At 76.0% G+C, this 25799-nt stretch carries 24 protein-coding genes; 5 read left to right on the forward strand and 19 right to left on the reverse strand.

From position 1 onward, the window contains the following. Positions 1-113 precede the first annotated feature (113 nt). Entirely contained in the window at positions 114-458 is a 345-nt protein-coding gene (locus tag ACI79R_RS06420; RefSeq protein WP_456572754.1) for an RNA polymerase-binding protein RbpA, read from the forward strand. A gap of 74 nt (positions 459-532) precedes the next feature. Here ACI79R_RS06420 and ACI79R_RS06425 read toward each other — a convergent pair whose 3' ends face one another. From ACI79R_RS06425 to ACI79R_RS06440, 4 genes are all read right to left on the reverse strand, one after another. Beyond that, on the reverse strand, positions 533-1033 hold the full coding sequence (locus tag ACI79R_RS06425) for an FxsA family protein (protein WP_456572755.1): 501 nt from the start codon (positions 1031-1033) through the stop codon (positions 533-535). A 41-nt stretch (positions 1034-1074) separates the two neighbouring features. Continuing rightward, positions 1075-1878: a polyprenol monophosphomannose synthase gene (locus tag ACI79R_RS06430; protein ID WP_456572756.1), complete on the reverse strand. Its 804-nt coding sequence runs from the start codon at positions 1876-1878 to the stop codon at positions 1075-1077. Further along, positions 1875-3506, reverse strand: coding sequence for an apolipoprotein N-acyltransferase (lnt, locus tag ACI79R_RS06435; protein ID WP_456572757.1), 1632 nt, complete (start codon positions 3504-3506; stop codon positions 1875-1877). The genes ACI79R_RS06430 and lnt overlap by 4 nt, the downstream gene beginning before the upstream one ends. Before the next feature lie 537 nt (positions 3507-4043). Further along, entirely contained in the window at positions 4044-5558 is a 1515-nt protein-coding gene (locus tag ACI79R_RS06440; RefSeq protein WP_456572758.1) for an amidohydrolase, read from the reverse strand. Positions 5559-5622: 64 nt separating this feature from the next. Here ACI79R_RS06440 and ACI79R_RS06445 point away from each other — a divergent pair, with 64 nt between their 5' ends. Next, positions 5623-6156 carry a GNAT family N-acetyltransferase gene (locus tag ACI79R_RS06445; RefSeq protein ID WP_456572759.1) on the forward strand — a complete coding sequence of 178 codons (534 nt, stop codon included), beginning with the start codon at positions 5623-5625 and terminating at the stop codon, positions 6154-6156. Positions 6157-6160: 4 nt separating this feature from the next. Here ACI79R_RS06445 and ACI79R_RS06450 read toward each other — a convergent pair whose 3' ends face one another. After that, on the reverse strand, positions 6161-7024 hold the full coding sequence (locus ACI79R_RS06450) for a lysophospholipid acyltransferase family protein (protein WP_456572760.1): 864 nt from the start codon (positions 7022-7024) through the stop codon (positions 6161-6163). Between the two features lie 45 nt (positions 7025-7069). After that, positions 7070-8221 carry a carboxylate-amine ligase gene (locus ACI79R_RS06455; protein ID WP_456572761.1) on the reverse strand — a complete coding sequence of 384 codons (1152 nt, stop codon included), beginning with the start codon at positions 8219-8221 and terminating at the stop codon, positions 7070-7072. A 156-nt stretch (positions 8222-8377) separates the two neighbouring features. On the opposite strand from ACI79R_RS06455, the gene ACI79R_RS06460 reads away from it, so the two are divergent. Continuing rightward, entirely contained in the window at positions 8378-9223 is an 846-nt protein-coding gene (locus ACI79R_RS06460; RefSeq protein WP_456572762.1) for a hypothetical protein, read from the forward strand. A gap of 99 nt (positions 9224-9322) precedes the next feature. Here ACI79R_RS06460 and ACI79R_RS06465 read toward each other — a convergent pair whose 3' ends face one another. Further along, positions 9323-10888, reverse strand: coding sequence for an Rv2578c family radical SAM protein (locus tag ACI79R_RS06465; protein WP_456572763.1), 1566 nt, complete (start codon positions 10886-10888; stop codon positions 9323-9325). 58 nt (positions 10889-10946) lie between these two features. Then, a complete protein-coding gene (locus ACI79R_RS06470; protein WP_456572764.1) occupies positions 10947-12092 on the reverse strand; it encodes a M24 family metallopeptidase in 1146 nt (381 codons plus the stop codon). A gap of 53 nt (positions 12093-12145) precedes the next feature. Between ACI79R_RS06470 and ACI79R_RS06475 the strand changes: the two genes are divergently transcribed. Then, positions 12146-13063, forward strand: coding sequence for a 5'-3' exonuclease (locus tag ACI79R_RS06475; RefSeq protein WP_456572827.1), 918 nt, complete (start codon positions 12146-12148; stop codon positions 13061-13063). Between the two features lie 19 nt (positions 13064-13082). Here the strand turns inward: ACI79R_RS06475 and ACI79R_RS06480 are convergent, their stop codons facing one another. The 8 genes from ACI79R_RS06480 to ACI79R_RS06515 form a co-directional block, all read right to left on the reverse strand. Continuing rightward, the gene (locus tag ACI79R_RS06480; protein WP_456572765.1) at positions 13083-13673 is read right to left on the reverse strand and encodes a DUF4333 domain-containing protein; all 591 of its coding nucleotides are present in this window, start codon (positions 13671-13673) and stop codon (positions 13083-13085) included. A 106-nt stretch (positions 13674-13779) separates the two neighbouring features. Continuing rightward, on the reverse strand, positions 13780-16623 hold the full coding sequence (locus ACI79R_RS06485) for a DEAD/DEAH box helicase (RefSeq protein ID WP_456572766.1): 2844 nt from the start codon (positions 16621-16623) through the stop codon (positions 13780-13782). Positions 16624-16737: 114 nt separating this feature from the next. Next, positions 16738-17640, reverse strand: coding sequence for a diacylglycerol/lipid kinase family protein (locus tag ACI79R_RS06490; protein ID WP_456572767.1), 903 nt, complete (start codon positions 17638-17640; stop codon positions 16738-16740). Positions 17641-17647: 7 nt separating this feature from the next. After that, on the reverse strand, positions 17648-18586 hold the full coding sequence (gene tatC, locus ACI79R_RS06495; RefSeq protein WP_456572768.1) for a twin-arginine translocase subunit TatC: 939 nt from the start codon (positions 18584-18586) through the stop codon (positions 17648-17650). Between the two features lie 25 nt (positions 18587-18611). Next, positions 18612-18953 carry a Sec-independent protein translocase subunit TatA gene (gene tatA / locus ACI79R_RS06500; protein WP_456572769.1) on the reverse strand — a complete coding sequence of 114 codons (342 nt, stop codon included), beginning with the start codon at positions 18951-18953 and terminating at the stop codon, positions 18612-18614. Positions 18954-18987: 34 nt separating this feature from the next. Continuing rightward, positions 18988-19224 (reverse strand): hypothetical protein, encoded by a 237-nt coding sequence (locus tag ACI79R_RS06505; protein WP_456572770.1) that lies wholly within the window; start codon positions 19222-19224, stop codon positions 18988-18990. Between the two features lie 9 nt (positions 19225-19233). Beyond that, positions 19234-20220 (reverse strand): helix-turn-helix transcriptional regulator, encoded by a 987-nt coding sequence (locus tag ACI79R_RS06510; protein WP_456572771.1) that lies wholly within the window; start codon positions 20218-20220, stop codon positions 19234-19236. Then, the gene (locus tag ACI79R_RS06515) at positions 20217-21194 is read right to left on the reverse strand and encodes a helix-turn-helix transcriptional regulator (RefSeq protein ID WP_456572772.1); all 978 of its coding nucleotides are present in this window, start codon (positions 21192-21194) and stop codon (positions 20217-20219) included. Before ACI79R_RS06515 ends, ACI79R_RS06510 begins: the two co-directional genes overlap by 4 nt. A gap of 94 nt (positions 21195-21288) precedes the next feature. Here ACI79R_RS06515 and ACI79R_RS06520 point away from each other — a divergent pair, with 94 nt between their 5' ends. After that, entirely contained in the window at positions 21289-22407 is a 1119-nt protein-coding gene (locus ACI79R_RS06520; RefSeq protein ID WP_456572773.1) for a DUF3866 family protein, read from the forward strand. A gap of 1 nt (position 22408) precedes the next feature. Here ACI79R_RS06520 and ACI79R_RS06525 read toward each other — a convergent pair whose 3' ends face one another. From ACI79R_RS06525 to prcA, 3 genes are all read right to left on the reverse strand, one after another. Beyond that, positions 22409-23395 (reverse strand): hypothetical protein, encoded by a 987-nt coding sequence (locus ACI79R_RS06525; RefSeq protein WP_456572774.1) that lies wholly within the window; start codon positions 23393-23395, stop codon positions 22409-22411. Further along, on the reverse strand, positions 23395-24753 hold the full coding sequence (gene pafA, locus ACI79R_RS06530) for a Pup--protein ligase (RefSeq protein ID WP_456572775.1): 1359 nt from the start codon (positions 24751-24753) through the stop codon (positions 23395-23397). Before pafA ends, ACI79R_RS06525 begins: the two co-directional genes overlap by 1 nt. Before the next feature lie 142 nt (positions 24754-24895). Next, on the reverse strand, positions 24896-25798 hold the full coding sequence (gene prcA / locus ACI79R_RS06535) for a proteasome subunit alpha (protein WP_456572776.1): 903 nt from the start codon (positions 25796-25798) through the stop codon (positions 24896-24898). Between the last annotated feature and the right edge of the window lies 1 nt (position 25799).

Consider the following 25799-nt stretch of genomic DNA (forward strand, 5'->3'; position numbering starts at 1 on the left):
ATCTCTCCGCGGAATCTGTCGTTGGTCTTTTCGACTCCCTCGTCCGGTGGGTAAGCCCCTGCCTGCGACGAGGAGTACCGACCGACACCACCAGCACGAGAGGACGGTGTGCCATGGGCGAGCGTTCCCTGCGGGGCAGCCGACTGGGCAGCGTGAGCTACGAGACCGAGCGGAACACCGCGCCGATCGAGCGGCAGTACGTGGAGTACCGGTGCCCCTCGGGTCACCTGTTCACGGTGCCCTTCGCCGACGACGCCGAGGTGCCCGACACCTGGGAGTGCAAGTTCGACGGCGGCGCGGCCAAGCTGGTCGGCGGCGCCGAGCCGGCGCCCAAGAAGGTGAAGCCGCCGCGCACCCACTGGGACATGCTGCTCGAGCGCCGGTCGGTCGAGGACCTCGAGGAGGTCCTCGCCGAGCGCCTCGAGGTGCTCCGCGGTCGTCGCACCCGCGCCAGCTGAGCGCACCCCGCACGTAGGAACGGCCCCGGTGGGAGAACCCACCGGGGCCGTTCCGCGTCCGCGGGCGGCCCGGGTCAGGCCGGCCGGTCGGGGTCGGGATCGCGGACGACCTCGCCCTCGATGACCAGCGGGCGCCCGCGCCCGTCCTCCCCGCGTTCCCGCACGCCCGCCGTGCGGGTGCTGCGCACCTGCACCGGCCCGCGCAGCTGCTCGGGCAGCCGCGAGACCAGCAGCCGGCCCAGCAGGGCGCGCACCAGCGGCCGGGTCGGCGGCAGCAGGCACAGCAGGCCCAGGACGTCGCCGATCAGACCGGGCAGCAGCATCAGCAGCCCGCCGACGGCGACCAGCCCGGCGTCCCCCAGCGCCCGGCCCGCGGGCCGGTGCTCCCGCGCCCGCTCGCGCAGGTCCCGCAGGGCGCGGGTGCCCTGCGAGGCCAGCAGCAGCAGCCCCAGGGCGCTGGTGCCCAGGGTGAGCAGGATGGTCCACCCGGCGCCGATCTGGCTGGCGACGAGCACCAGCACGACGATCTCGGCCAGCGCCAGCAGGGCGGCCACGGTGCGGATGCGTCGTGCCACGGTTCTCCTCCGGTCCCCCTCGGGAGCGGCCCGCGGTCCGCCTACCGGACCGCGCCCGACCGCCCGCCGTCGCGGACCCGTCCCGGCACGGGCCGCCGGACCCGCCCCGGCAGCCGGTCGGCCAGCCGGTCGGCGAGGCCCCACCAGGTGACCCGTACCAACGCTTCTCTAACGATCGAGAAGGTCATCTTGCTCCGGCCGAAGGCACGTTCGGTGAACGTGATCGGCACCTCGACCACGCGGGCGCCGGCCCGCCACGCCCGCCAGGCCCAGTCGACCTGGAAGCAGTAGCCCTGGCTGGCGACGTCGTCGAAGGGCAGCCGGTCCACCAGCTCGCCGCGGACCGCGCGGAAGCCGCCGGTGGCATCGGTCAGGGGCAGCCGCAGCGCCCAGCGGGTGTAGACGTTGCCGGCGCGGGAGAGCAGCAGCCGGTGTGCCGGCCAGTCCTCGACCGCACCGCCGGGCACGTAGCGGGAGCCGAGCACGAGGTCGGCGTCCTCCAGCGCGGACAGCAGCCGGGGCAGCTGCTCGGGCGGGTGCGAGCCGTCGGCGTCCATCTCGACCAGCACGTCGAAGCCCTGCTGGCGGGCCCAGCGGAAGCCGGCGACGTACGCCGGGCCGAGACCGGACTTCGCCGTCCGGTGGAGCACGTGCACCCGCGGGTCGAGGGCGGCCAGCTTGTCGGCCAGCTCCCCGGTGCCGTCCGGCGAGCCGTCGTCGACGACGAGCGCGTGCGCCTCGGGCACGCTGCGGTGCAGCCGGTCGAGGATCGCCTCGAGGTTCTCCACCTCGTCGTAGGTCGGGACGACGACGAGCACCCGCCGCCCGGGGAGCACCTCGCTCACCGGGCCCTCCGCTCCCCCGCCCGGCGGCGCAGCGAGGGAACCACGACGCCGAGCAGGGCACCGACGCCGAGGGCGGTCAGCACCCACTCGGGGCCGGCGCCCAGCCGCTCGGCCAGGGTGGTGCTGTCCCGCTGGGCGATGTCCTCGACGAACGTGGCCGCGGTGAACAGCTGGGAGCGGCGGACCAGCGAGCCGTCGGGCGACACGACCGCGGAGATGCCGCTGGTCGCGGCCACCACCACGGTCCGGCCGAACTCCACCGCACGCAACCGGCTGGCGGCCAGCTGCTGCTCGCTCTCGTCGGTGAAGCCGAAGGTCGCGTTGTTGGTCTGGACGACGAGCATGCCGGCGCCGGCCGCGACGGTGTCGTGCACCAGGCCGTCGTAGACCACCTCGAAGCAGATGACGTCACCGACCCGCGCCCCGGCCATGTCGAGGACGCCGACCTCCGTGCCGGCGCGGAAGTCGCGCCGGACCAGGTCGACCTTGTCGCTGAAGAAGCGGAAGAAGTCCCGCGCCGGCACGTACTCGGCCAGCGGCACCGGATGGCGCTTGACGTAGGTCTGGCCCGGCCCGTCGTCGGGGTCCCAGACGATGCCGGTGTTGCTGAGGTACTCCCCCGGCCCGTCGACGACGGCGCCGACGAGGATCGGCGCGTCGATCGCCTCGGCGGCCCGGCTGATCGCGCGGGCGGCGTCGGCGTTGGTGTAGGGGTCGATGTCGGAGCTGTTCTCCGGCCACACCACCAGGTCGGGCTGCGTCTGCTCGCCCCGGGCGACCTGGGCCGCCAGCTCGACCGTGCGGTTCACGTGGTTGTCCAGCACCGCCCGGCGGCGGGCGTTGAAGTCCAGCCCGGCCTCGGGGACGTTGCCCTGGATGACCGCGACCGTCACGGTCGGCCCGCCCTCGGTGAGCGAGCGACCGGGCAGCGGCAGCCAGGCGACCGCGCCGGCCAGCGGGACCAGCAGCACGCCGGCGACGGCGAGCGCGGCCGCGCGCAGTGCCGGGGCCCGCTGCGCGCCGTCGGCGTCGGCGTCGGTTCGTGCGTGGCTCCAGGCGCGCCCCAGCGCGAGCACGGCGGCGGCCAGGAGCGTGCCGGTGAGCGCCACGGCGAAGCTGACCAGCGGCACGCCCCCGTAGGCGGCCAGCGACAGGAAGGGCCCCTCGGTCTGGCTCAGCCCGAGCCGGCCCCAGGGGAAGCCGCCGAGGAACCAGCGGCCGCGCAGCGCCTCGTCGGCGACCCAGAGCGCCGCGGTCCACAGCGGCCACCAGCGCAGCCGCGAGGTGACCGCGGTCGCCGCACCCAGCAGTCCCAGGTAGGTGGCCTGCCAGACGGCCAGCGCCAGCCACGGGAACGAGCCGACGTAGATGCCGGTCCAGGACAGCAGCGGCACGAAGAAGGCCAGGCCGAACACCAGCCCGAGCCAGAAGCCTCCGCGGGCCCGCACGCCACGCACGGCCAGCGCGAGAGCGGCCGGGCCGAGGACGGCCAGCGCGCTGAGCGAGTAGCCGGGGAAGGCGAGCAGCAGCAGGAGACCGCCGGCCACGGCGAGGGCGGTGCGCCACGGCAGGCGGCGCCGCGCCCGGGCCGGCTCGCCCGCCGGCGGCGGCGCGGGGCGCGTGGTCACGGTGCCGGTCGCTGCAGCCGACACCATCGCCTCCGGGGACCTCGACGCGCCGGGGAGGTCCCGGGCGGGAACGGCACCCGCGCGGCGGGCGCCAGGGCCGCGGCACCCGTGCGGCGACCCGTCGCCCAGCATCCCACTCCCGAGCCGCCCGGCCGCACCCTGCTGCGCGGCCGGGTGCCGACGGCCCGTCGTGGTCACCCGTCCAGGTGGCGCCGGCGGGACCGGTCGCGGGCTCCCACGCCTTCGGGCCGGCCTCCCGGGTCGCTGGCGGCGACCGGCAGACCGTTGTCTGGTGGCGCGGGGTCCGGGCCGGACCTCGCCGGGTGCCCGGCTCGCCTCCCCCGGCGATCCGCGCGGCCCCCTCGTCCCGGTGCGGACCGGGGGGCCGGTGCGGTGCGTCCGGAGGAGCACGGACCGGTGCTCCCGGATGGAACTGCAGCGACTGTAGGAAGTGCGCCGCCGCCGTGCGCCTGCCCCGGGATTCCGGTGTCGGACTGTGACCCGATCGTTACGGCCAGGTCTGGACGGCGGGATCGTTCAGTGCCGGGGCCCGACCGGTTGCCCGCCCACGTACAGCCCCCGGCAGGCCGGCCGCAGCCGCGTCGCCAGCACCTCGGAGAGGGTCGCCTCGGTGGCCCAGAGGGCGAGGTCGCCGGGGGCGCCCACCGCCAGGGGGCCGGCCGGGTGCTCGGCGCGGGCCGCGTGCCAGCCGCCGTGCGTGGCGGCGTCGAAGGCGTCGAACGGCCGTAGCCCGGACGACGGCGTCCGGTGGTCGACCGCCGCGTACACCCCGCCCCACGGGTCCAGGGGCGTCACCGGGGCGTCGCTGCCCAGCGCGAGGGCGACCCCGGCGTCGGACAGGTCGGCCAGCGGGTTGCAGGCCAGCGCCCGCTCGGTGCCCAGCCGCTCGGCGTACATCCCGTCGGCCCCGCCCCAGGCGGCGTCGAACGCGGACTGGACGCTGGCCACCATCCCCCAGCGGGCCATCTGCGCGACCGCCTCCTCACCCACCATCTCCACGTGCTCGAGCCGGTGCCGGCAGGCGCGCACCGCGGCGACCCCGAGCTCCTCCACCACCGCGCCGACCGCGGCGAGCACCTGGGCGACCGCCGCGTCGCCGATGCAGTGGAACCCGGCCTGGAGCCCGGCCTCGGTGCAGGCGCGCACGTGGTCGACGACCGAGGCGGTCTCGAACCGCAGGGCTCCGGAGGTGTCCGGCCGGTCGCGGTACGGGGTGCTCAGCGCCGCGGTGTGCGATCCCAGCGCGCCGTCGCAGAAGAGGTCGCCGCCGGCACCGGCCAGCCCCAGCTCTCGGACCAGCGCCAGGCCGCCGCGCTCGGCCAGCTCGCCCCAGTAGCCGACCACCCGCGGGCCGGGCTCCTCGGCGGCCAGCGCCAGCAGCGCGGCGAGGTCGTCGGCGCCGGACACCTCGGGCCCGGCCATCTCGTGCACCGTGCCGATGCCCAGGGCGGCCGCCCGCGCCCGGGTGGCCCGCTGGGCCGCCCGGCGCTGCTGCGCATCCACCGCGCCGTAGGCGGCCTGCCGGGCCGCGTGGTGGGCGTCCAGCCGCAGCCGGCCGTCGGGCGAGAACCCGGGCAGGTCGGCGATCCCCGGGAGCCGGTCGAGCAGGGCGGTGGAGACGGTCGCGGAGTGGACGTCGACCCGGGCCAGGTAGGCCGGCCGGTCCCCCACCACGGCGTCCACGTCGGCGCGGGTCAGCCCCCGGCCCTCGGGCCAGCCGGTCTCGTCCCAGCCGGTGCCGAGCACCACGCCGCCCGGCACCCGGGCGACGTACCCGGCGATCGACGCCACGGCGTCGCCGAGGCTCGACCTCCCCGAGAGGTCGAGGCCCGTGAGCGACAGGCCGGTCGCCGTCGCGTGCACGTGGGCGTCCACGAACGCCGGGGTCAGCAGGGCACCCTCCCCCGCGACGACGCGCCCGGCGGCCGGTGCCTCGGCAGCGGCGCCCAGCCAGGCGATCCGGCCGTCGACCACGTGCACCGCCCGGCCGGGCCGGTCGCCCACGGTGACGTCGGTGAGGAGCAGGTTCATGGTCCCGAGCATGCCGGGCCCTGCCCGGGTGGCCACGCGCCGGGCCGGGGGGTAGGCACGACGGATGAACACGACGGCCGCGGTGCGGTGCACCACCGCCCGGCTGCGGCTGCGCCCGTGGACGACCTGCCGCGACGACCTGGCCCGCCTGGCCGACATCTACGGGCGCGACGAGGTGACCCGCTGGCTGGGCGGCACCCCGTCGGTGACGCCGGTCGAGCTGGTCGCCCGCTGGGCCGCGGTGACCGCGGCCGACGAGCGGTTCGGCTGCTGGGCCGTCGAGCGGCGCGAGGACGGCGTCGTCGCCGGCACCCTGCTGCTCAAGCCGCTGCCCGGCGGCGTGGGCGAGGTGGAGGTCGGCTGGCACCTGCACCCCGACTCGTGGGGCCGGGGCTACGCCACGGAGGCGGCGCGGGCCGCGATCGACGGCGCCTTCGCCGCGGGGCTGCCGGAGGTCTACGCCGTCGTGCGGCCCGGCAACGAGGCGTCGATCGCGGTGTGCCGGCGGCTGGGCATGGCGCCGCTGGGGCGCCTGCGGCGCTGGTACGACGTCGAGCTCGAGGCGTTCCGCCTCATGGCCCCGGTGGTCGTGGAGTGACCGCTCAGCGGCCGCGGCGGACCAGCCGGCGCACCCGCCCGGCCAGCGTCGGCTTCGGCTTGCGGACGCGCGTGCCGGTGTAGTCCGCGACGTCCAGCGCCCGGCCCTCCTCGGGCGTCGGCGCCGTGCCGCCCAGGTGGGCCGGCTGCCACCAGGTGTCGTCGGGCCCGGCCGGCCGGTCGGGATAGGTGCGCTGGGCCTCGTCGAGCAGCGCCTCCATGGCCGCCCGGGTGCGGCGCAGCAGCGGCTGCACCTTCTCCCCCGGCTCCGGGTGGATCGGCTCGCCGAGGACGACGGTGACCGGCACGTCGCGGCGCAGCTGGGTCGCGTGGTGCTTGGTGGCGATGCGCTGCCCGCCCCAGACCGCGGCCGGGATGATCGGCACGCCGGCGTCGATGGCCATGCGGGCGGCGCCGGCCTTGAGGTCCTTCACGGTGAAGCTGCTGCTGATCGTCGCCTCGGGGAAGACGCCGACGACCTGGCCGTCCTTGAGCGCGCGGACGGCGGACTCGAAGGCCGCGGCGCCGGCGGCCCGGTCGACGGGGATGTGCTGCATGGCCCGCATGAACGGGCCGGCGAACCAGTGCCCGAAGACGGCGGCCTTGGCCATGAACCGCACGAGCCGGTGCTGCGGCAGCGCGCCGAGGCCGAGGAACGTGAAGTCCAGGTAGCTGACGTGGTTGCTGCAGATGATCGCGCCGCCGGTCGTGGGCACGTGCTCGCTGCCGCGGACGTCGAAACGGAACCGGAACAGCCGGAAGATCACCAGCGCCAGCCGGATGATGAACCGGTAGGGGCGGTCGCGCGGGTCCGGCCGCGGTCCGAACAGGTCACGACGGACGACGTCGCCCCAGCTGGCGGTGTACATGGGCGGACGATAACCGGCGACCCCGGAACCCGCCGGTCCGCCCGGTCAGCCCTCCGCGGTGGTGGCCGCGACCGCCGCCCGGACCACGGCGGTGAGGTCGCCGGACTCGCGGTGCACCCGGCGCTGCAGCTGCGCGCCGTTGCCGCGGCCGAGCAGGGCGGCCACGCCCTCGGCCACCCGCTCCTCGTCGCCGGCGTCGGCCAGCGCGGGGCGGATCCCGTCGAGCAGCGCGGTGACCACGTCGGCGGCCGGCGCCGGCCGCCCGGTCAGCGGGTGCACCAGATCCCCGGTCAGGCCGGAGCGGCCGGCCCGCCAGGCGGCCACCCGCACGACCTCGCTGCGGACCTGCGGCGCGGGGACGCCGTCGCGCCACGCCCGTGCGGCGGTCTCCACCAGCCCCCGCACGAGGCCGGCGTGGGTCACGGCGTCCTCGACCCGCAGCGCGACGTCGGCGATGCGCACCTCGACCGTGGGCCACGACTCGGACAGCCGGGCGTCGAAGTAGATCATCCCGGTGTCGACGATCGTCTGCGTCGCCACGAGGTCGGAGACGACGCGGTGGTAGTCGGCGGCGTCGGCGAACAGCTCGGTGGCCCCCGACGAGGGCCAGCGGTTCCAGGCCTGGGAGCGGAAGCTGGCGTAGCCGCTGTCGCGGCCCAGCCAGAACGGGGAGTTCGCGGTCAGGGCGGTGAGCACCGGCAGCCAGACCCGGATCCGGTTGAGGACGGCCACGCCCTCCTCCTCGTCGGCCACGGAGACGTGCACGTGGCAGCCGCAGGTCAGCTGGTCCAGGGCGATCAGGCCGAAGGTGTCGGCCATGTCGGCGTACCGCTCCCCCGGCGTGGTCACCGGGGCCACCCGCACCGGCGAGCTGGCCAGCGCGGCCACCCGGGCGCCCACCTCGCGCGCGGCCGCATCGGCCCGGCCGCGCCAGTGCCGCAGCTCGCTGTCCACCTCGTCGAGACCGGTGCAGACCCGGGTGCCCAGCTCGATCTGCTGGGCCTTCAGCTCGGGCACCAGGTGTCCGGCCGGCCCGCCGTCGTCCTCCGTCGGCGCGGCCTCGCCCCGGTCGTGCTCGGCCGGCGTCTCCCCCTCGCCCCACCGGGCGGCGACCTCGAGCGCGGCGGGCCCCTGGGGCACGGGGGTGCCCGAGGGGTCCACGACCAGCAGTTCTTCCTCGACGCCCACGGTGCGCACCCGGCCATCGTTCCCAGCCGCGGGCCGCGCCGCAGGCCGGCGGACCCGACCGGGTGACCTCGCTGCTCCGGCGCCGGAGGCGCCGCCGTGGCGTCCAGAGCGAGGACCGCCGAAAATTAGGTACAAATTTGTTGTGGATAACGGTAGAGTTCGATCATGTCGAGTGCATGGCAGCTCCCCCTGCCGGACATGCCGGCCCCGCCGGCCGATCGGGCCTGGCGCCGGCTGCGACCCCCGGAGGGGTACGAGGTGCAGTGGCGCCGCCTGGTCGACGCGGCGCTGGAACTCGGGCTCGGTCCCGACCAGGTCGCCGAGGAGGGTCTCGAGCCCATCGCCGCGGCCCGCGGCTGGAAGCCGGCGACCGTGACGCTGTACAGCAAGGTCGCCCGCTACGGCGGCGTCGCCCTGCCTGTGCCGAAGACCCCGGAGCCCGATCCGGTCACCCTCGACCTGCGGCCGCTCACCGAGATCCGCAGCGCCGACCCCGAGCACCTGCGCACCGTCGCCTGGTGCGCGCTGGCCCTGGGATGGCCGGCGCCGGTGGGCACCTTCCGGTCGCTACGGCGGGAGCAGGTGCACCCGACCGCCCGCCGGCTGCTGGTCAGCACCGAGGACGGCGACTGGTCGGTGCCGGGCGCGCTGTCCGCGTGGCACGCGTGGGAGGAGGTGCGCAACCGCTTCCCCGCCCTGGCCGCGAGCCCGTGGGTGCTGCCCGCGCTGCGCAAGGGTCCCGGCATGGCATCGGCGGTGGGCGGCCGGCTGTCGTCGCAGGCGCTGCAGGTGACCTTCGCCAAGCACGCCGCAGGCACGGCCGACCACCTGCGGGCCACGGTGACGGGGCGCGGCCGCGCGCGGGCGCTGGCCCTCGCCGAGGCCTACGACGAGCTGTCCTACGACTCCTACCGGCGGCTGGCGCTGGCCGCCGGGGCGCCGCCGGTCGCCGCGCGGGGCGTGGTGCGGGCGACCCGCACGGTGAACCGGCTGGCCCGCGCCGCCGGCTGAGGAGCGGACCCCCCCACCCCGGCACCTCCCGGCCCGCCGGTCCTCGTGCTCTGCCCGCCCGTGTGGGCAGAGCACGAGGGCGCCGGTGCCCTGCCCGGCTCAGAGCAGCGCGAGCTGCTCCGGCGCCTCCACCACGGGCTGCGGAGCACTTCCCCGCCGCAGCTCGGGCAGGCTCCCGGCCGGGAACGAGCCCTCGTCGTCGCCGGGGATCCCGGCGTCCCGGGCCTCCCCGCCCGACCGGCGGTCCAGCCCGTGCGCGGCCAGCAGCGGCGCCACGCGGGCGGCGAGCCAGCGCCGGTACTCCGCCGGTACGTAGGCGCCGCGGCCGTACAGCTGCCGGTAGCGCGGCACCAGGTTGGGGTGCTCGCGGGCCAGCCAGGCGGTGAACCACTCGCGGGCTCCCGGCCGCAGGTGCAGCGGGACGACGGTCACGCCGGTCGCCCCGGCGGCGGCGATGGCGCCCAGGGCGGCGTCGAGGTCGGACAGCCGGTCGGTCAGCCCGGGCAGCACCGGGGCGAGGAACACGCCGCACGACAGGCCGGCGTCGGTGACCGCCTTGACCAGGTCCAGCCGGGCGCGCGGCGTGGGCACCCCCGGCTCGAGGGCGGCGTGCAGGGCGTCGTCCCAGATGGCCATCGAGACCCCGAGCCCGACCGGCACGTCACGGGCGGCCGCCGCCAGCTGCGGGATGTCCCGCCGCAGCAGGGTGCCCTTGGTCAGGATCGAGAACGGCGTGCCCGAGCCGGCCAGCGCGCCGATGACTCCGGGCATGAGCCGGTAGCGCCCCTCGGCCCGTTGGTAGGGGTCGGTGTTGGTGCCGAGCGCGACGTGCTCCCGGCGCCAGGAGGCGCGCCCCAGCTCGCGGCGGAGGACGTCGACGAGGTTGGTCTTCACCACGACCTGGGTGTCGAAGTCGCGGCCGGTGTCGAGCTCCAGCCACTGGTGGGTGCCACGGGCGAAGCAGTTGTGACTGATCACGCCGTTGGCGACGAAGTCGCCGGTGCCGGTGGTGATGTCGAACAGCGGGAGGTCGAGCCCGAGCGGTTCGACCGAGACCACGCGCAGATCGGCGTCGCCGGTCACCTCGGCGCCCACGAGCCGGCGGGGTGGGGTTGCCACCGAGCTCCCGAGGCCCACGAGCTCGTCGTCGGTCGTGAGGTGCGGCCGGCGGGCGGCACCGGACGTCGTCCCGGTGACGTACTTCCAGCCGCGAGCGGTGAGGAAGCGGTGGTCGCCGCTGGCGACGAGCTCCGTGCCGTCGGCCAGGTGGACGCGGTGGGCCGGCTTCGTCGTCGACCAGTGCGCCTGCACCTCGGTCGTCACATAGCGCCGACAGCCGCCCCGGCGCTCCGTGCCGACGATGCGGTCACCGACCCGCAGGTCGGCGAGTGCCCGCTGCCGGCCGTCGGCCAGCAGGATCTGCGTGTCGCCTGCCAGGCAGTAGACGCACGCGTGCGAGCAGCCCCGGTACGGGTTGATCGTCCACCGGAACGGCATCCCCGAGCCCTCGGGCACCGCGTTCAGCGCGCTGCGGCTGCGGACCTCGTGGAAGGTGAGCCCGGGGAACTCGGCGACCTCGACGCTGCGCAGCAGCCCGCGCACCGACGGCATCCCCGGCAGCGCACCCGGCTCGTCGAGGTCCAGGCGCTGGGCGTCCCACCGCATGCCCCCATCCGAACACGCGTTCGAACCGGTGTCCAGTCCGGCGCGCCGGACCGCACGGTCAGCCCGGCAGGGCGACGAGCTCCCGGGGGCCGGAGTTGAGCACCCGGACGTCGTCCTCGGTGCAGACGACGATGTCCTCGATCCGCGCGCCGCACCGGCCGGCCAGGTAGATGCCCGGCTCGACGGAGAACGCCATGCCCGGCGCCAGCGGGAGGCCGTTGCCCGACACGATGTAGGGCGCCTCGTGGGTGTCCAGCCCGATGCCGTGCCCGGTGCGGTGGATGAAGTGCTCGCCCCAGCCGGCCCCGGCGATGACGTCGCGGGCGGCGGCGTCGATCGACTCGGCCGTCGCGCCCGGCCGCACCGCCTCGGTGGCCACCCGCTGCGCCTCCTGCAGCACCGCGTACCACTCGGCGACCTCCGCGCCGGGCTCCCCGCCGACGACGTACGTGCGCGTGCAGTCCGACCGGTAGCCGGTCGCCGTCTCCCCGCCGATGTCGACGACCACCAGGTCGCCGGCGGCCACCACCCGGTCGGACAGCTCGTGGTGCGGGCTGGCGCCGTTGGGCCCGGAGCCGACGATGGTGAAGTCCACGCCGACGTGCCCCTCGGCCAGGATGGCCGCCGCGATGTCGGCCCCGACCTCGGCCTCGGTGCGGCCGACCCGGAGGAACTCGCCCATCCGGGCGTGCACCCGGTCGATGGCGGCGCCCGCGGCGGCCAGCTCCTCGACCTCGGCGGGGGTCTTCACCATGCGCAGCCGGTCGAGCACCGGGGCGGCGAGCTCCAGCGCCGACCCCGACAGCGCGCGCTGCACGCCGAGGGCGTGCTCGGCCCAGGTCCGGGAGCCGACGGCGACGCGCTGCGGTGCCGCGCCCAGCCGCGCGGTCGCGGCGGAGGCCAGCAGGGCGAACGGGTCGTCGGTCTCGTCCCACGCCAGCACCTCGAGCCCCAGCCCGCCGGCCGGGCTCGCGTCCACCATGGGCGCCTCCAGCCGGGGGACGACGAGCAGCGGCTCGCCCCGCCGCGGCACCACGAGCGCGGTCAGCCGCTCCATGGCGTGGGCGTGGTAGCCGCACAGGTACCGCAGGTCCGAGCCGGGCGTGAGCACCAGCAGGTCCAGCCCGAGCTCGCCGGCGACCTCGCGCGCCGCGTGCACCCGGTCGATGGTCACCAAGGGGTCGTCCCCGCCCGACTTCGCCACGGGAGGCAGGGTATCCGCGGGGCCGGCTCGCTACCGTCCGCCCTGTGACCACGATGCTGCTGGACGCGGCCAGCCTCTACTTCCGGGCCTTCTACGGCGTCCCGACGAGCGTGACCTCGCCCGACGGCCGGCCGGTCAACGCCGTCCGCGGGTTCCTGGACATGACCGCGCGGCTGGTCACCACGCACGCCCCCGACCGCCTGGTCGCCTGCTGGGACGACGACTGGCGGCCGGCGTTCCGGGTCGAGGCGCTGCCCTCCTACAAGGCGCACCGGCTGGCCGCCGACGGCGGCGAGGAGACCCCCGACGAGCTCGGCCCCCAGGTGCCGGTGCTCATCGACGTGCTCGCCGCGGCGGGCCTGGCGCGGGTGGGGGCGCCGGGCTACGAGGCCGACGACGTCATCGGCACGCTGGCCACCCGGGCCCGCGGGCCGGTCGACGTCGTCACCGGCGACCGCGACCTGTTCCAGCTGGTGGACGACGAGCGGCAGGTGCGGGTGCTCTACACCGCGCGCGGCATCTCCGACATCGAGGTCGTCGACGAGGCGGCGGTCGCGGTGAAGTACGGCATCCCGGGTCGCGCCTACGCCGACTTCGCGGTGCTGCGCGGCGACCCCAGCGACGGGCTGCCCGGCGTGGCCGGCATCGGCGCGAAGACCGCGGCGGCGCTGATCACCGAGTTCGGCGACCTCGCCGGGATCCGCGCGGCGGCGGCCCGCACGGTCGTGCCGAAGCCGCCGCTGACCGCGGCGGTGCTGAAGAAGCTGCACGCCGGCGCCGCGTACCTCGACGCCGCCCCGGTGGTGGTGGCGGTCGCGCGGGACATCGACCTGCCCGCCGTCGACGGGGCGCTCCCCCGCCGTCCGGCCGATCCGGACCGGCTGGCCGAGCTGGCCGCCGCGCACGGGATCGAGTCGTCCCTGCGCCGGCTCGGCGCGGCGCTGGGCTGGCCGGCCGGCGCGCTGGACTGACGCGCCGGCCGGCCGGGGATCAGCGGTCCTCGGACCAGGTGTAGGAGCCCTCGTCGTCGGTCACCCGGATGGTGATCGAGACCTCCTCGCCCTCGTCGGTCTGCCCGGTGCAGGTGTAGGTCGCGTCGACCTCCACCTCCATGCCCTCGGGGCAGGTCAGGGTGAGCGCGTGCCCGGAGTTCTCCTGGAACTGCGCGGCGACGGCGTCCTGCACGGCCTGCGGGCGCAGCTCGGTGGAGCCGAGCGCGAACGGCTGGGCGAGGATGATCCCAGCGGCCACGAGGACGGCGACGAGCACGACCAGCCCCACGATCAGGCCGGTCTTGGACTTCTTCGGCGGCTGGCCGTAGCCGCCCGGCTGGCCGCCGTACTGCGGGCCCTGCGCGTACGGCTGCTGCCCGTACTGCGGCTGCTGGCCGTACCCGGGCTGACCGCCGTACTGGCCGGGCTGCTGCCCCGGCTGGCCGTACCCGGGCTGACCGCCGTACTGGCCCGGCTGGCCGTACCCGCCGCCCGGCTGGCCGCCGTACTGGGGCTGCCCGTACTGCTGGCCCGGCTGCTGCCCGTACTGCTGCCCCGGCTGGTAGCCACCCTGCGGTGGGTTGGTCATCGTCTCTCCCGGTCGTCCCATGACGTGCGGTCCCATGACGGTGCGTCACGGGGCGGGTGGCATTGTGCACCACTGCGGCCCTCGGCACGGGCATCTGCGGCGCAGGTCAGCCGCTGACGGCCACCGCGACCACTCCCCGGCGCACCTTGCCGACCGCGGCGCGGGCCACTCCGGCCACCGGCTCGTCGGCCACCTTGGCCAGCTGGTCGAGCAGGTCGACCAGCTGCCGGGCCCACCGGACGAAGTCGCCACCGGAGAGCTCGGTGCCGGCCTGCTCGGCGCCGGCGAGCACCCGGTCCAGGCTCTGGCCGTCGGCCCAGCGGTAGGCGGCCCAGGCGAAGCCGAGGTCCAGGTCGCGGGTCGCCGGCACCTCGTGGTCGAGCTCGACGTCCTGCAGGCGGGCGCGGATGCCGCGCATCGCGCCGATGGCGGCCGACACCTTCCCGGCCGGCACCGCCGGCTGCACCGGCGAGTCCCGGCGTGCCTCGAACACCAGGGTCGAGACGCAGGCGGCCAGCTCGGCCGGCCCGAGCCCGCGCCACACCCCGGCGCGCAGGCACTCGGCGACCAGCAGGTCGGCCTCGGACCAGACGCGCGCCAGCCGGCGGCCGTCGTCGGTCACCACCGGCAGGTCGTCCACACCGGCCGGCTCCCCGTCGGCCGGGGACAGCGGTGCGACCTCCGGCACCAGGTAGCCCAGCTCCTCCAGCACGTCGCAGGTGCGGTCGAACTGGCGGGTCAGCGAGCCGGTGCGCTCGGCCATGCGCCGGTGCAGCGCCTCGGCCTCCCGGCGGGCGCGGATCCAGCGCTCGGCGGCGCGCACCCGCTCCTCCCGGTCGGGCAGCGCGTGCACCGGGTGGGCGCGCAGCGCGCGCCGCAGGTCGGCCAGCACCGGGTCGTCCGCGGCGGCCGAGCGGTTCTTGACCCGGCGGGCGCCGAGATCGTTCTCCATCCGGGCGTTGCGCAGCGTGGCGGCCAGGTCGCGGCGGGCGTGCGGGCTGCGCGCGTTGAAGTTCTTCGGCACCCGCACCCGCGCCAGCGCGGTCACCGGCGTCGGGAAGTCGCCGGCGCCCAGCCGGCCGGCCCACTTGTCCTCGGTGAGCACCATCGGCCGGGGCTCGTCGAGGTCGGTGACCCCCGGGTCCAGGACGACGGCCAGCCCCTGCCGCCGGCCCGACGGCACCCGGATGACGTCGCCGGGCCGCAGCGCCGCCAGCGCCTCCGCGGCCTCCATGCGCCGCTTGGCCTGCGAGTCGCGGGAGAGCTCCTTCTCCCGGTCGGCGATCTGCCGCCGCAGTTCGGCGTAGTGCCCGACGTCCCCGCCGGCGGAGTGCATCTCCTCCGCCCACCGCTCGGCGTCCCGCTCGTGGCGGGCGGCCGAGCGGGCCAGCCCGACCACCGAGCGGTCGGCCTGGAACTGCGCGAACGACGACGCCAGGAGCTCGCGGGCGCGGGCCCGGCCGAAGGAGCTGACCAGGTTGACGGCCATGTTGTAGCTGGGCCGGAACGACGAGCGCAGCGGATACGTGCGGGTGCTGGCCAGGCCGGCGACGACGGCGGGGTCCACCCCCGGCGCCCAGACGACGACCGCGTGCCCCTCGACGTCGATCCCGCGACGGCCGGCGCGGCCGGTGAGCTGGGTGTACTCCCCCGGCGTCACGTCGACGTGCGCCTCGCCGTTCCACTTGACCAGCCGCTCGAGGACGACGGTGCGCGCCGGCATGTTGATGCCCAGCGCGAGGGTCTCGGTGGCGAACACGGCCTTGACCAGGCCGCGCACGAAGCACTCCTCGACGGTCTCCTTGAACGCCGGCACCAGCCCGGCGTGGTGCGCGGCGAGGCCGGCCAGCAGGCCCTCCCGCCACTCCCAGAAGCCGAGGACGTGCAGGTCCTCCTCCGGCAGCGAGCCGGTGCGCTCGTCGATGATCGCGGCGATCTCGGCCCGCTCGGCCTCGTCGGTCAGCCGCAGCCCGCTGGCCAGGCACTGCGCGACGGCGGCGTCGCAGCCGTTGCGGCTGAACACGAAGGTGATCGCCGGGAGCAGGCCGGCGCGGTCCAGCCGCTCGACGACGTCGGAGCGGGCCGGCGGGCGGTACCGCGGCCGGCCGAACCCCTCGCGCCGCCGTCCGTCGCCGTTGCCGCCGCCCCAGCTGTCCAGCCGCCGCTCGTACTCCCGGACGTAGCGGACCAGCTCGGGGTCGACCACCGAGGCGCCGCGCTCGCGGGTGGCCTCCTCGCGCGGGTGTTCGCCCTGCTCGGCGGCGTGCGCGGCCGGGCGCAGGGAGAACAGGTCGAACACCCGGTTGCCGACCAGCATGTGCTGCCACAGCGGGATCGGCCGGACCTCGCTGACCACGACCTTCGTGTGGCCCCGCACGGTCACCAGCCAGTCGGCGAACTCCTCGGCGTTGCTGACCGTGGCCGACAGCGACACCAGCGTCACCGACGGCGGGAGGTGGATGATCACCTCCTCCCAGACCGCACCGCGGAACCGGTCGGCGAGGTAGTGCACCTCGTCCATCACCACGTAGCCCAGGCCGGTCAGCGCCGGGGACTCCGCGTACAGCATGTTGCGCAGCACCTCGGTGGTCATCACGACCACGGGAGCGTCGCCGTTGACGGCGTTGTCGCCGGTCAGCAGGCCCACCTTGTCCGGGCCGTAGCGGTCGACGAGGTCGGCGTACTTCTGGTTGGACAGCGCCTTGATCGGCGTCGTGTAGAACGCCTTGCGCCCCTCGGCCAGCGCCTTGTGGACGGCGAACTCGCCGACGACCGTCTTGCCGGCGCCGGTCGGCGCGCACACCAGGACGCCGGCACCCTCGTCGAGCGCCTCGCACGCCTCCACCTGGAAGGGGTCGAGCGAGAAGCCGAGCTCGGCGGTGAAGTCGGCGAGCGCGGGATGGGCGGAGCGCCGCCGGGCAGCCGCGTACCGCTCAGCGGGGCTGGACATGGCTCCCACGGTAGGCGCTGCCCTGCGCGCGCACCGCCGGACACGATCAGGGTCCCTGGTCGTCCGGGGTCCTCCCGGACGTCCCGCGCCCGGGGAGGACCCCGCGGGATCAGGTCACCTGATCGTCCGGGAGCGCCGGCCGGTCCCCACGACCCGCAGCGCCCCGGGCACGCAGACGCTTCCCGCGGGCAGCGGAGCGACCGGCTCGCCGTCGGCGTAGGTGGTCAGCCCCTCCCCCGCCAGCTCCACGCGCGCCGCGCGGTGCACGGTGACGGCGGGGTGCTCGACGTGCGTGCCCGCGGTCAGCCGCGGCCGGGTGCGCACCAGCTCCCGCCGGCCCACCGGGCCGACGACGGTGACGTCGAGCAGGCCGTCGGCGGGGTCGGCGCCCGGGCAGACCCGCATGCCGCCGCCGTACCAGGCGGTGTTGCCGACCGCGACGAGGGTGACCGGCAGCGTCCGCCGCTCCCCGTCGAGGGTGAGGGTCAGCTCGCGCGGCCGCAGCCGGGCCAGCTCGGCGAGGATCGCGACGTCGTAGCGCCGGGGTCCGCGCGGCCAGCGCAGCCGGTTGGCCCGGTCGGTGACGGCGGAGTCGAACCCGCAGCAGAGCACGGTGGCCCACCAGCGCTCCCCCGTGCGGCCGGCGTCCACGGCGCGCACGGTCCCGGCCGTGAGGTCCGCCGCCGCCGCGCGGGCCGCGGCGACCGGCTCCGGGGGCGTGCCGAGGGCCAGGGCGAGGTCGTTGCCCGTACCGGCCGGGACGACGGCCAGCGGGGTGTCCGTGCCCGCGACCGCCTGCAGCCCGGCGTGGGCCGCGCCGTCCCCGCCGACGGCGACCACAGCCCCGGTGCCGGACGCGACGGCCGCGGCGGCCTGTTCCTCGGCCTGCGCGCGGGTGGTCGCCGGCAGCACGCGCGGGGTCAGCCCGGCGCCGCGCAGCGCGTCGAGGACCGCGCCGGCCACCGACCGCGCCCGGCCGCGGCCGGCGGCGGGCGGCACCAGGACGGCGACGTCCACCGGCAGGTCAGCCGCGGCGGCCGGCGGCGCCGTCGACCGGCGTCTCGTCCAGCGACGAGGGGCGCACGTCGAGGTCCGAGGGCGAGGCGTCCAGCGGGGACGCCGCGTCGTCGTCCAGGTCGTGGAAGTGCTCGGCGGCCGCCCGCTTGGCCCGCCGCTTGTCCACGAAGCGGGCGATCTGGATGGCCAGCTCGAACAGCACGATCATCGGCCCGGCCATGAGCAGCATGGTGAACGGGTCCTGGGTGGGCGTGACGAACGCGGCGAAGACGATGGTCAGGAAGAAGATCCAGCGGCGGCTCTTGCGCAGCGTCTCGTAGGTCAGGACGCCGACGGCGTTGAGCGCCACGGCGATCAGCGGCACCTCGAAGCTCACGCCGAAGGCCACCAGCAGCGCGAGCACGAAGCCGATGTAGTCCTGGGCGGTGAGCGCGATGACCACGCCGTCGCCGGCCAGGCTCAGCAGCAGCTGCAGGCCCGCCGACAGCGAGAGGTAGGCCAGCACCGCGCCGCCGGCGAACAGCAGCGTCGAGACGCCGACGAAGGTGATGCCGTAGCGCCGCTCGTTCTTCTTCAGCCCCGGGGTGATGAAGGCCCACAGCTGGTAGAGCCAGACCGGGGCCGAGAGCACCGCGCCGGCGAGCAGGCTCACCTTGAGCCGGATGAACACACCGCCGAAGACGTCGGTGATCAGCAGGCCGCAGCCGGTGTCGGCGTCCCCGTAGCGCAGCTCCGGCTCCAGGCCGCAGTACGGGGCGCGGATGAAGTCACCCAGGCCGTGCTCGTACCACCAGAAGGCGAACGCCGAGGCGATCAGCAGGGCCAGCAGCGCCTTGCCGATCCGGTTGCGCAGCTCGGTCAGGTGCGCGATCAGCGACATCGTCGCCGCGGGGTCGCGCGGTGGACGGCGTCGGCGGCGGGGTGCGCGCGTCGCGGCCTCGCTCACGGGTGTGGTGCCCCCGCCGGGGGCGTCAGGAGGTGCTGTCGGCGGAGCCGGCGCGCTGCGCGGCCCGCGCCCGCAGCTCGGCGGCCCGGGCCTCCGCGGCCCGCGCCTCCGCCTCCAGCTGGGCGGCCTCCGCCTGGGCGGCCGACTCCGCGGGGGTCAGCACCTCACCGCGCAGCGGCGTGCTGGTGTTCGCGGGGCTCTTGCTCCGGACGTCGGTCTTGTCGTCGTCCTTCATGCCCTTCATCTCGCCCTTGAAGATCCGCAGGGACCGGCCGAGCGAGCGGGAGGCGTCGGGCAGCTTCTTGTACCCGAAGAGCAGCAGGACGGCCAGGATGATCAGGGCGATCTCCATGGGACCGAGGTTCATCGGGGTCCTCCAGGGGTGGGTGGCACCGGCGATGCTACGCCGGGAGGTCGCGAGGACCGGGGACGTAGCGGGTCGTCGCCGGCCGTTCACCCGCGTCGGCGACCCGGGCTGCGGTGGCCTGGGCCTGCTCGAGCAGGGGCCGGACCTCCCGGTCCAGCGCCGCGATCTCGCGGCCCAGCCGCTGGAGCGCACCGAGCAGCCCGTAGCCGAGCGCGGCCAGCACGACCAGCGCGAGCACCGGGACGGCGATCCAGACCACCAGCATGAGCACGGGTCGACCCTAGCCGCCGGCGCCGCGACCGGCCGCGGCGTAGCGGGCCAGCGCGGCGCGCGCGTCCGCGGCGACGTCGGCGGCGAGCTCGCGGGGCTCGTCGACCCGCGCGGCGCCCCCCAGGGAGGCGACCAGCCGCCGTGCCCACGCGAGGTCCGCCGTCCGCAGGGTGACCGCGAGGCCTCCGGGCGGGTCGTCGACCTCGCGCACGTCCTCCACCGGGTAGTACTCCGCCACCCACCGGGCGGTGCCGGCCAGCCGCAGCCGTACCCGGGGCGCGTCGGGCCCGGGCTGGTAGATGCCGGCCTCGACGTCGCGCTCGTGCGCCTCCGGTGGCGGCGCGGCCGGCTCGTCGAGGACGACGACGTCGTCGACCCGGTCGAGGCGGAACAGCCGCACGCCCTCGGCGCGGCGGCACCAGGCCTCCAGGTACCAGCGGCCGTCGACCAGCAGCAGCCGCATCGGGTCGACGGTGCGCTCCGTGCGCTCGTCGCGGGTGGGCACGTAGTAGTGCAGGTGCAGCGCCCGCTTGGCCTCCAGGGCCTCGCGGACGACGGCCAGCGCCTGTTCGCGCGCGTCGACCGACAGCGCCACCGGGGTCACCCGGTCCCCCGCCGTGCCCGCCGCGGCCGACACCTTGGCCAGCGCCCGGCTGACCGCCTCGCGCTCGGCCAGGCCGGGCAGCTCCAGCAGGGTGCGCAGCGCGACCACCAGGGCGACCGCCTCGTCGGTGGTCAGCCGCAGCGGGCGCACCATGCCCGCCGTGAACGTGACCCGCACCCGGTCGCCCTCGAAGGAGAGGTCGATGAGGTCGCCGGGGCCATAGCCGGGCAGCCCGCACATCCACAGCAGCTCGAGGTCTCGGCGCAGCTGCCGCTCGGGGACGCCGAAGTCGCGCGCCGCCTCGACCAGCGGCACGCCGTCGGGGCGCGCGGTGAGGTACGGGACCAGCGTGAGCAGCCGGGTCATGCGCTCGTTGGTGCCGGGGCTGGTCACGCCGTCTCCCCCAGCGCCGCCAGGCGGGTCAGCCGCTCGACGACCGCATCGCGGACCGCGGCCGGCGACTCGACCAGCACGTCGGGGCCGTAGGCGGCCAGCTGGTCGGCCAGCCGGTACGGCTCGGTGGTGCGCAGCTCCAGCCGGTCGTCGCCGTCCTCGGCCGGGCCCAGCGGCACCGCGTGCCGGCGCAGGCCGATCGCGGTGCCCGGACGGGCACGGACGACGACCAGGTGCTCCTCCCCGCCGTCCTGGTTGGCGATGAGCGCGGCGAGGTCGACGTCGGCCGGAGGCTCGAACGCGCCCGACGGACCGATGACCTTCGGCTCCCCCGCCACGCGGGAGAGCCGGAAGACCCGCGGCGCCTGCCGGTCGAGGTCGTGGCCGACGAGGTACCAGCGGCCGTGCCAGGCCACGACCCCCCAGGGCTGCACCCGCCGCCGGGCCGGCTGCTCCTCGTCGGGCCGCCGGTAGTCGAACTCCAGCTGCCGCCGGTCGCGGGCGGCGGTGTAGCAGGCCTCGAAGGCCGGCTCGTCGGAGTCCAGCCGCGGCTGCAGCGGCAGCCGCCGGCCGGAGTCGACCTCGATGCCGGCGGCCTTGAGCTTCACCAGGGCGCTGTGCGCGGCGCCGGCCAGCTGCGCCGACTCCCACAGCCGCAGGGCCAGCCCGACCGCGGCGGCCTCCTCGCCGGTCAGCGTGATCTCCGGCAGCTCGTAGTCGGCGCGGGCGATGCGGTAGCCGTCCTCGGTGTCGAACGCGCTGGTGCGGCCGGTCTCCAGCGGCACGCCCATCTCGCGCAGCTCGGCCTTGTCCCGCTCGAACATCCGCTTGAACGCCTCGTCGGCGCGGGCGGTGCCGTCGTCGGGCTCGTAGCCGGGCACCGTGGCCCGGATCCGCGCCGCGGTCACGTACTGCCGGGTGCCGAGCAGGGCGATGACCAGGTTCACCAGTCGTTCCGCCCGCTTCGCCGCCACGGGCACAGAGTAAGGACCCCGCCGCTCCCCACGCCGCGCGGAGCTCGGCACGGGCCCCTGCGGCGGAAGCCGGGCGCTGCATAGGCTGCCCCGCGTGGGGGACGAGCAGACGACGCAGACCCGGATCCGCTGGCGGCGCGGCACCGTGACCGCCCTCGGCCGCGCCTGGCGCGACGCCCAGGAGCTCACGGTGCAGGTGCCCGACGACGGCGAGGTGCGGGCGCTGGCCCATCCCTCGCTGGTCGGCACCCCCCAGGTGGGCGACGACGTGCTGCTCAACACGACCGCGTGGGCGCAGCGGCTGGGCACCGGCGGGTACGCGCTCGTCGTCGCCGTCCCCGACCGGCTGCCGCCGGACCCGGCCGGCCCCGGGCACCTGGTCAAGGCGCGGTACACGCCGCTGCAGGTGAGCGTGCAGGGCGTGGACGAGCAGGACACCGAGCACCACGCGACCATCGCCGACGCCGAGGACCTCGCCGGCATGCCGGTGGTCGTCGCCGACCTGCACTCCGCGCTCCCGGCGGTGCTGATCGGGATCCTGGCCACCGACCCCGACCTCAAGGTCGCCTACGTCATGACCGACGGCGGCGCCCTGGTGGCCGGCTTCTCCCGGACGCTGTCGGCGCTGGCCCCGTCGCTGGCCGGGGTGGTCACCGTCGGGCAGGCCTTCGGCGGCGACGTCGAGGCGGTCACCCTGCACACCGGGCTGCTGGCGGCCAAGCACGTGCTGGGCGCCGACGTGGCGATCGTGACCCAGGGACCGGGCAACCTCGGCACCGGGACGCCGTGGGGGTTCTCCGGCGTCGCCGCGGGCGAGGCGTGCAACGCCGTCAGCGTGCTGGGCGGGCAGCCGATCGGTGCGCTGCGGATCTCCTCGGCCGACCCCCGGCCGCGGCACAACGGCGTCTCGCACCACTCCCTGACCGCGTTCGGGCGGGTGGCGCTGGCGGGGGTCACGCTCATCGCCCCGCGCGGGCTGGGCTCGGAGCTCGGCAGCCAGGTCGAGGAGGACCTCGCCGGGCAGCCGGAGCGCAACCCCGTCGTCTGGATGGACGTCGACGGCCTGGAGGAGGCGCTGGGCCTCTCCCCCGTGCCGCTGTCGACGATGGGCCGCGGCTACGACCAGGAGCGGCCGTACTTCCTGGCCGCGGCGGCCGCCGGGCGCTACGCCGCGCTACGCGCGCCGCTGCCGCCCGAGGAAGCGGCGGAGTAGCTCAGCGGCGGAGCCAGTCGAGGTCCTCCTGCTGGTCGCGCACCCATTCGACCTGCTCCCCGGCGGGCGGGACGTCGGTCAGCCACCACGTCGCGTCGGGGTGCCAGCCGGCCAGCAGCGTGCGCGCCTCCCCCGCCGGCAGCGCCCGGCCGGCGGCGGTCAGGTAGCCGGCGACGGTGACGTGGACGGCGTCCCAGTCCGCGGCCACGGCGACCCAGTCGGGCAGCACCCAGGCGCCGTCCCAACCGCTGACCTCCCACCAGGCGTGCCGCCGGCTGCGGGTGACCTCCAGCGGGTACCGGGCGGCGAGGGCGATCCACGCGCCGGGGCCGGTCACCTCGTACACCCGCGCGCCGGGCGGGACGGCGATCCGCCGGGTGCGACCCGCGGTCCAGCCGAAGCCGTCCTCGACGAGGGACAGGCCGATCGGGATGGTGCCCCGGCCGCAGCCGGTGGTGAGCGTCAGCAGCGTGCCCAGGGGGCTCGACCACCGCGAGGAGCCGCCGTCGGACGCGCGGCGCTCCTCGTCCACGGTCTCCGCGCGCCACCGGCGCAGCTCGTCGGCCGCGGGCCGCGGCGCCGGCTCCGGCTCTCCCCCGGATGGCGGCCAGAGGACCGCGTGCTGGTCGTCGCGGTCGATGGCCGCCTCCCACCACGCCGCCGCCGGCGCATCGGCGACCGCCTCGGCGACCGGAACCAGCGCCCGGGCCACCCGGGGGTCGCGGAGGGCGGAGTCGACGTCGTCGGGACCCTGCCAGTACCTGGCGGCATCCACCGTGGCGGCCAGCGCGGTCAGCAACCGGTCGGCGTCGCACCGGGCCGGCAGGGCGGTGGCGGCGACGGCGTCCGCGAGCCGCTCGGCGAGGGCGGGCTCCTCGCACGGTCGCCGGAACCAAACCGGAGCTGCCGGCCGCTCAGCCAGCAGCTCCCAGCACAGCCGCCGCCCGCGCGGCCCGGCCAGCAGGCCGGCCGCCCGGTCACCGGTCATCACATGCTCGCGATGAGCTTGTCCACGCGGTCGTCGACGGACTTGAACGGGTCCTTGCACAGCACGGTGCGCTGGGCCTGGTCGTTGAGCTTGAGGTGCACCCAGTCGACGGTGAAGTCGCGCCGCTTCTCCTGCGCCCGGCGGATGAACTCACCCCGCAGCCGGGCCCGGGTGGTCTGCGGCGGCACGTTCTTGGCCTCGAACACCCGCGGCTCGTGGGCCACGCGGTCGACCTGGCCGTTGCGCTCCAGCAGGTAGTACAGGCCGCGGGTGCGGCTGATGTCGTGGTAGGCGAGGTCCATCTGCGCCACCCGCGGCGAGGACAGCGGCAGGTCGCGCTTGGCCCGGTACCGCTCGATGAGCTGGTACTTCGTGGCCCAGTCGATCTCCCGCTCGATCAGCGAGAGGTCACCGGTGTCGACGGCCTTGAGCACCCGGCCCCACAGCTCCAGCATCTGCCGGTGCACCGGGCCGAAGCCCTCGCGGTCGACGAACTCGGTCGCCCGCGCGTGGTACTCGCTCTGGATCTCCAGCGCCGACATCTCCCGGCCGTTGGCCAGCCGCACCTTGCGCCGGCCGGTCATGTCGTGGCTGATCTCGCGGATCGCCCGGATCGGGTTCTCCAGCGTCATGTCCTTGACCGGGACGCCGGCCTCGATCATCCGCAGCACGAGGTCGGTGACGGTGACCTTGAGCAGCGTCGTCGTCTCGTTCATGTTCGAGTCGCCGACGATGACGTGCAGCCGCCGGTAGCGCTCGGCGTCGGCGTGCGGCTCGTCGCGGGTGTTGATGATCGGCCGCGACCGGGTGGTGGCGCTGGAGACGCCCTCCCAGATGTGCTCGGCCCGCTGGCTCACGCAGTAGATCGCGCCGCGCGGGGTCTGCAGCACCTTCCCGGCACCGACGATGATCTGCCGGCTGACCAGGAACGGGATGAGGACGTCGGCCAGCCGGCTGAACTCCCCGTGCCGGCCGACCAGGTAGTTCTCGTGGCAGCCGTAGCTGTTGCCGGCCGAGTCGGTGTTGTTCTTGAACAGGTAGATGTCGCCGGTGACACCCTCCTCGGCCAGCCGCTGCTCGGCGTCGACCAGCAGGCCCTCGAGGATCCGCTCGCCGGCCTTGTCGTGGACGACCAGCTCGGTCAGGTCGTCGCACTCCGCGGTGGCGTACTCGGGGTGACTGCCCACGTCGAGGTACAGCCGCGAGCCGTTGCGCAGGAACACGTTCGAGCTGCGCCCCCACGACACGACGCGGCGGAACAGGTAGCGGGCCACCTCGTCCGGGGACAGCCGACGCTGCCCCTTGAAGGTGCACGTGACGCCGTACTCGGTCTCGATCCCGAAGATCCGTCGGTCCACGTCCCGAGACTAGGCCGCGGAGCCGACAGTGGCCGGTCGTCGCCGCGCCGGGTCGGCCGCGCTCCGCCTCCAGCCGCCGGAGCAGGTCGTCGACGGCCTGCTCGACGGCCTGGTCGTGGCGTCGCAGCGGCCGTGCCGCCGGTCAGATGTTTCCGGCGTCGCCGGCGGTGCCGCCCTCGCCGTCGGCCGGACCGGGCTGGGGCCCGGCGCCCTCTCCCCCGCCCTGCGTGCCGCCGGCGGTGTCCGGCGCCGCGGGGTCGCCGAGGCCGGCGGGCGTGCCCGGTGCCGGGTGGCTCGGGGTGTGCGCGGCCGTGGTGCCCTCGGCCGGCTCCGGCCCGCCGGCCTCGTCGCCGAGCAGCCGGCGCAGCGCGGACCCGACCACGCGCCGGAAGGCCCGCTTGGGCCGGCTGCGGTCGAGGACGGCGACCTCCAGCTGGGTGGCCGGCAGCAGCCCGTCGCCGTCGCCGACGGCCGGGCTGACCGCCGACAGCGCCCGGACGCCGACCATGAGGGCCTCGGCCAGCCCCATGCCGGCGGTGAAGCCCTCGCGCAGGTGGCCGGTGACCGCCTCGGCCTGGCCGCCCATCACCACGAAGTCCGGCTCGTCGACGACGGAGCCGTCGAAGGTGAGCCGGTAGAGCTGGTCGGTCTCGGGGGTGTCGCCGACCTCGGCGACGCAGAGCTCGACCTCGTAGGGCTTCATCTGCTCGGTGAAGATCGCACCCAGGGTCTGGGCGTAGGCGTTGGCGATCACGCGACCGGTGACGTCACGGCGGTTGTACGAGTACCCGCGGACGTCGGCCAGCCGGACGCCGGCGACCCGCAGCGACTCGAACTCGCTGTACCGGCCGACGGCGGCGAAGCCGATGCGGTCGTAGATCTCGCCGACCTTGTGCAGCGTGGAGCTGGGGTTCTCGGCGATGAACAGGACGCCGCCGGCGTAGGTGAGGACGGCGACGCTGCGGCCGCGGGAGATGCCCTTGCGGGCGTACTCCGAGCGGTCCCGCATGACCTGCTCGGCGGAGGCGTAGTACGGCATCGTCATG

The sequence above is a fragment of the Blastococcus sp. SYSU D00820 genome (genome assembly GCF_054050695.1).